Consider the following 6,467-nt stretch of genomic DNA (forward strand, 5'->3'; position numbering starts at 1 on the left):
TCTTAGAGGCGCTGCATCTGCGCGCCATGGCCTATCTGCGCGCGCTCGCCTTCGTCCTCACGCTGGCGGGCGCTCTTCTCTTTCTTGTCCCGCTCCAGGCGCTGGCGCGTCGGCGCGGCTGGCCGATTCAGCACGCGATACAGACGCGCTTCTGCCGCGTGGTCTGCGCCGTCATCGGCATAAAGGTCGATGCGCGCGGCGCCCTGCCTTTGAAGGCGCCGCGCTTTGTCGTCGCCAACCATGTGTCATGGACCGACATCATCGCGCTCGCGAGCCTCTACCCCTTTGTCTTTCTCGCGAAGAGCGAAGTCGCGAGTTGGCCTGTGCTCGGACTGCTGGCGCGGCTGCAAGGCACGGTCTTTATCGAACGCGGCGCGAAGCAGGATATTGCGCGCGTCAATGATTCACTCGCTGACGTGCTGCGCGCGGGCGGCGATCTCGTCGTCTTTCCCGAAGGCACGTCGAACGACGGCGCGGCCGTCCTGCCTTTTCGCTCGGCGCATTTCGCGCCGCTGGAGGCGATGGCGGCGCCCGGCGAAGCGCCGACGCTCGCGCCTGTGGCGATATCTTATTCAGACGGCGAGCGCAGAATTGACGTCGGCTGGTATGGCGACATGACCTTCCTGCCGCATCTGTGGCGCTTGATGAAGCGCAGCCCTACGCAATGTCACATTGTTTTTGGCGACGCGATCGAAACGACCGGCAAGGACCGCAAGACGCTCGCTATGGAGACGCGCGCGCGTGTGTCCGAGTCGCTGGCGTCGGTTGAGCGCAGCCGCGAAGCATCGCAGTCCTCGTGCTTCGAGACGGTTGCTGCGCAACCTCCTCAGCATGAGGACTGCTTGTAGCGGCTTAAAGGAAATATCATTTGCGCAAACCAAGCCTCCTCATTCTGAGGAGGCCCGCAGGGCGCGACTCGAAGGACGAGGACTGCGATGCACGACGCAGGCGCGAGCGTCTACATCCTGCTCTGCGCCGACGGCAGCTATTACGCCGGGCTGACGCGCAAAGAGGTCGAAACCCGCGTCAGCGAGCACAATCTCGGAATCAACGCCGATTACACGGCGCGGCGGCGACCTGTGAAGCTGGTCTGGTCCGAACATTTCGAGCGCCTGACCGACGCTATTGCAACTGAGCGGCGCATCAAGGGCTGGAGCCGCGCGAAGAAAGAGGCGCTGATCAGAGGCGACTATCACGCGCTGCCGGCGCTCGCGGCGCGCAGAAACAAGAAGGGCGGTCCCAAACAGTCCTCATCATGAAGCGCCCGCGGCAGCCCATGCCATGAAGCGCCAGCAAGCAGTCCTCATCCTGAGGAGCGCTGCAGGCGCGTCTCGAAGGACGAGGACTGCGCGATTCAGAATTGCTGCTTCGCGTGACCAACGCAAATGTTGAACTTTTTTGCAGACTGGAGTCGGCCCCTCGTCCTTCGAGACGCCTGCTGCGCAGGCTCCTCAGGATGAGGCGCCTTATGTTGCGCAACGTCCAGCGTGAACGTCCCGAGTGTGACCGCGCGTTCCGATATCAACCTTGAGGCGCCAGAAGCAGTCCTCATCCTGAGGAGAGTCCGCAGGGCGCGTCTCGAAGGACGAGGGCTGCGGCGCCTACAAAGGCGAGCGCCGCAGTTTACTTTTTGCGCGATTTTGTGCTGGATTTGTCGGCCGCTTGCGTCAATGCAGAGGCAGCAAGTGTCTTGATTTGTTTCCTTGTTGCTGAGCTTGGATTTTGCAAGGCTTTGGAAGCGATTGTTGCAACGCGGCTGCTCGTTTTCTCATTTTTCGCCATGATGTTCATGTCTCCGTTAATTCGGTGATTAGGCTCCGCACTCTCACTACAATTAGTTCCTCACGAACACCCCGTCGTCGCCCCGCAGGTCTCGCATTTCAGACACGTGCCGTTGCGCACGAGCGTGAAGTTCGCGCACTCGGGACAGGCTTCGCCGACATAGCCTTTCATGCGCGCTTCGGCGCGTTTTTCGGCGACGCCGGTGACAGTCTTCGTCGGCTCGGTCCAGCCGAGCGTCGAGGTCGGATCGTCCGCCTCATGCGCCGCATCCGGCGTCTCGCGTAAAGCGACTGCCCCGCCGCCCTGCACCACCATTAGCCGGTCGGTCTTGGAGCGCAGCAGACCGCGCGAGACGACGGAATTCGTCTCGGGCGCCTTGCCCTCATGCTGGCCCTTGCCGAGCACGTCATGGCCGACGTCTTCGGGCGAGACATGCGCGAGATCGTTGCGGCCGAGATAGGAGACGGCAAGCTCGCGGAACACATAGTCGAGAATCGAGGTCGCATATTTGATCGCGTCATTGCCCTGCACCGGACCCGCGGGCTCGAAGCGGGTGAAGGTGAAGGCGTCGACATATTCCTCGAGCGGCACGCCATATTGCAGGCCGAGCGAAATCGCGATGGCGAAATTATTCATCAGGCTTCGGAAGGCCGCGCCTTCCTTGTGCATGTCGATGAAGATTTCGCCCAGCCGCCCGTCTTCATATTCGCCCGTGTGCAGATAGACCTTGTGGCCGCCGACCGTCGCCTTCTGAATGTAGCTCTTGCGCCGGTTCGGCAGCTTCTCGCGTTCGCGGATCACCTGATGCACGACGCGCTCGACGATGCGTTCGGCGATGGCCGCGGCGCGCGCCGGCATATTGGCGGTCACGAGTTCCTCGACGACGTCCATCGCATCGATGTCGTCGTCGCCGGCGATGAGCTGCGCCGAGAGCGGCTGCGAGAGCTTGGAGCCGTCGCGATAGAGCGCATTGGCCTTGAGCCCGAGGCGCCACGACAGCAGATAGGCCTGTTCGCAATCCTCGATCGAGGCGTCATTGGGCATGTTGATGGTCTTGCTGATCGCGCCCGAGATGAAAGGCTGCGCCGCCGCCATCATGCGGATATGCGAGTCGACCAGGAGATAGCGCTTGCCGGTGCGCCCGCAGGGATTGGCGCAATCGAACACCGGATAATGCTCGCGCTTCAAATGCGGCGCGCCTTCCAGAGTCATCGCGCCGCAGATATGCACATTCGCGGCGTCGATGTCGGCGCGCGAGAACCCCAGATGCGTCAGCAGATCGAAGTTCTTGTCGTCGAGCGAAGCCGCTGGGACTTTCAACACGCCGGTGAGAAAATCCTGCCCGAGCGTCCATTTGTTGAAGACGAATTTGATGTCGAAGGCGCTGCGCAGCGCTCCTTCCACCGCCGAGATCTTCTCGTCCGTGAAACCCTTCGCCCGCAGACTCGTGGTGTTGATCGCGGGCGCGTTGGAGAGCGAGGCGTGGCCGACGGCATAGGCCTCGATCTCGGCGATCTCGCTCTCGCGATAGCCGAGCGAGCGCAGCCCTTCCGGCACGGCGCGGTTGACGATCTTGAGATAGCCGCCGCCGGCGAGCTTCTTGAATTTAACGAGCGCGAAATCGGGCTCGATGCCGGTGGTGTCGCAATCCATCACGAGGCCGATGGTGCCGGTCGGCGCCACGACAGTGACTTGCGCATTGCGATAGCCGTAGAGTTCGCCTTGCGCGAGCGCTCTGTCCCAGGCGGCGGCGGCGCGTTCGACCAAGAGCTGATCGGGGCAGGAGGCGACGTCGAGCGGCACGGGCGTGATCGCCAGTTGCTCATAGCCGACGCGTTCGCCATGCGCGGCGCGGCGATGATTGCGGATGACCCGCAGCATCGCCTCGCGATTCTCCATGAAGCGCGCGAAGGGGCCGCGTTCCTTGGCCATTTCCGCGGAGGTCGCGTAGCAGACGCCCGTCATGATCGCCGAAAGCGCGCCGGCGATGGCGCGGCCCGCGTCGCTGTCATAAGCGACGCCAGACGACATCAAGAGGCCGCCCACGTTGGCGAAGCCCAGCCCCAGCGTGCGGTAGTCGTAGGACAGCTGCGCGATCTCTTTTGAAGGAAACTGCGCCATCAGCACCGAGATTTCGAGCACCACCGTCCACAGCCGGACGGCGTGCTCGTAAGACTCGACGTCGATGCGCTTGGTCTCGAGATCGCGGAATTGCAGCAGATTGAGCGAGGCGAGGTTACAGGCCGTGTCGTCGAGGAACATATATTCCGAACACGGATTGGACGCGCGAATGGCGCCGCCCGCCGGGCAGGTGTGCCAGTCGTTGATCGTCGTGTGGAACTGGATTCCCGGATCGGCGGACGCCCATGCGGCATAGCCGATCTTCTCCCACAGATCGCGGGCTTTCAGCGTCTTCGCCGTCTTGCCGTCGAGGCGCTTGATGAGGCTCCAGTCGTCGTCCTTCTCGACCGCCTGCAGGAACGCGTCCGTGACGCGCACAGAGTTGTTGGAGTTCTGACCCGAGACGGTGAGATAGGCTTCGCTGTCCCAGTCCGTGTCATAGGTGTCGAAGTGAATGTCCTTGTAGCCCTGCTTGGCGAACTGAATGACGCGCTTGATGTAATTGTCCGGCACGTCGTTCTTGCGTGCGAGCCTGATCTCGCGCTTCAGCGCCGGATTGATCTCGGGGTTGAAGCAGTCGTCGCCGGGGCCTTCGCAGTTCATGCAGGCGCGCATGATCGCCTTCAGATGCTTCTTGACGATCTTCGAGCCGGTGACCAGCGAGGCGACCTTCTCCTCCTCCTTCACCTTCCAGTCGATGAAGGCTTCGACGTCGGGATGATCGATGTCGACGACGACCATTTTCGCCGCGCGCCGCGTCGTGCCGCCGGATTTGATCGCGCCCGCCGCGCGGTCGCCGATCTTGAGGAAGGACATCAGGCCGGAGGACGAGCCGCCGCCCGAAAGCTTCTCCTTTTCGCCCCGCAGCTTGGAGAAATTGGTGCCGGTGCCGGAGCCGTATTTGAACAGCCGCGCCTCGCGCACCCACAGATCCATGATGCCGCCGTCGTTGACGAGATCGTCGGCGATCGACTGGATGAAGCAGGCGTGCGGCTGCGGATGCTCATAGGCCGATTTCGACTTCACCATCTTGCCGTTGGCGTAGTCGACGTAGAAATGCCCCTGGCTCGGCCCGTCGACGCCGTAGGCCCAGTGCAGGCCGGTGTTGAACCATTGCGGGGAATTGGGCGCCGCCATCTGCATGGCCAGCATGTAGCGAAGCTCGTCGCTGAACGCCTGGGCGTCTTCCTCGGCGTCGAAATAGCCGCCCTTCCATCCCCAATAGGTCCAGGCGCCGGCGAGACGGTCGAAGACCTGCTTGGCCGAGATTTCGGAACCGTTGCGCTGGTCCTTGGGAAGTTCGCTGAGCGCTTCCGTATCGGCGACGGAGCGCCACAGGAAGGACGGCACGGCGTTCTCCTCGACGCGCTTCAAGCGCGCCGGCACGCCGGCCTTGCGGAAATATTTCTGCGCCAGAACGTCGGCGGCGACCTGGCTCCACTGGTTCGGGACGTCGATATTGTCGAGGGAAAAGACAATCGAGCCGTCGGGATTGCGGATCTCGCTCTTCGTCGTGCGGAACGGAATGTTCGCATAGGGGGATTCGCCCGCCTTGGTGTAGCGCCGCTCAATTTTCATCGTCTCATCCCCTCAAAGCGCAGGCGTCCGCCCGCACGCAGCCATTCGCTGGCCCGCGACGCAATTTTTGCCAATTCTGAACTCGAAAGACGCGCGCCCCGCGCTCGCGGATGGATACGCCGCGATTGAAAGCACGCCGAAAACGAGGATCACGCCCACGCAAAGCAACGCTCTCGTCCGGCTGTCGCCGAAACTCGCCGAACGTCCTTGAGATCGTTCGCCGCGTCGCCATTCCGTCTTGCCTCCAGACTGCGTGAGTCTTGCGACGACGTCAAGATATAGTGATGAAAATTAAAAAATCGACAACATGTGGATAAGTTAGTGGATAAAGGGGAAAACTCCAGTCGGGTAGGAATGAGCGTCCGGCATCTGCGCAGATTCGGCAAGCGGGACTTTTTGAGCTGCATCAGCGCGCATCAGCCCTCGCCCTTCGAGACGCCTGCTATCGCAGGCTCCTCAGCGACTGTCTTGGCGATCAAGCGTTTTGTGTGCGCCATGGCTTTGCGTCCCTGATGATGGCGTTAAGGATCGTAAGGAGCTTTCTGGCGACGGCGATGAGCGCGACGATCTTCGGCTTTCCGCTGTCGACGAGTTTGTCGCGGAAGGCCTTGAGGACGGGGTTGTGACGGGCGGCAACCATGGCGCCGAGAAAGAGCATGCTGCGCACGGTCTTGCGGCCGCCGCCGATGAAGCTCTTGCCGCGCCATTGACCGGATTGGCGGGTGTAGGGCGCAAGGCCGGCCAACGCCGCGATTCGCCTGCGGTCGAGCGCGCCAAGTTCCGGCAGTTCGGCGATCAGCGTGCGCGCAATCACTGGCCCAACGCCTGGAACGGAGGCGAGCAGATCTTGCTTTTCGGCCCAGGCGGGCGTGCCGCGCATATAATCGTCGATCTCGCCGTCGAGTTCGGCGAGTTCCTTTTCGAGCGCCTTGCGCAGGCGCGCGATGCTTTTCTTCAAGCGTTTGTCGGCGCGCCGCTCGCGCTGG

At 62.4% G+C, this 6,467-nt stretch carries 5 protein-coding genes; 2 read left to right on the top strand and 3 right to left on the bottom strand.

Annotated elements, in window-relative coordinates; all coding sequences use genetic code 11:
• Nucleotides 1-26 precede the first annotated feature (26 nt).
• Both IYX23_RS09955 and IYX23_RS09960 read left to right on the top strand, forming a co-directional pair.
• Nucleotides 27-848, top strand: a complete 822-nt coding sequence (locus tag IYX23_RS09955; protein ID WP_196392624.1) for a lysophospholipid acyltransferase family protein — start codon at nucleotides 27-29, stop codon at nucleotides 846-848.
• Nucleotides 849-935: 87 nt separating this feature from the next.
• Complete coding sequence (locus IYX23_RS09960; RefSeq protein ID WP_196392625.1) at nucleotides 936-1,259, top strand: GIY-YIG nuclease family protein; 324 nt, start codon at nucleotides 936-938, stop codon at nucleotides 1,257-1,259.
• Between the two features lie 364 nt (nucleotides 1,260-1,623).
• On the opposite strand, the gene IYX23_RS09965 is transcribed toward IYX23_RS09960, so the two are convergent.
• From IYX23_RS09965 to IYX23_RS09975, 3 genes are all read right to left on the bottom strand, one after another.
• Nucleotides 1,624-1,791, bottom strand: a complete 168-nt coding sequence (locus tag IYX23_RS09965; RefSeq protein WP_158273670.1) for a hypothetical protein — start codon at nucleotides 1,789-1,791, stop codon at nucleotides 1,624-1,626.
• 51 nt (nucleotides 1,792-1,842) lie between these two features.
• Entirely contained in the window at nucleotides 1,843-5,481 is a 3,639-nt protein-coding gene (locus IYX23_RS09970; RefSeq protein WP_196392626.1) for a vitamin B12-dependent ribonucleotide reductase, read from the bottom strand.
• A gap of 475 nt (nucleotides 5,482-5,956) precedes the next feature.
• Nucleotides 5,957-6,467: transposase (locus tag IYX23_RS09975; RefSeq protein WP_210332539.1), on the bottom strand; the 511-nt coding region annotated here is incomplete at its 5' end.

The organism is Methylocystis sp. L43, assembly GCF_015709525.1.
GTDB lineage: Bacteria > Pseudomonadota > Alphaproteobacteria > Rhizobiales > Beijerinckiaceae > Methylocystis.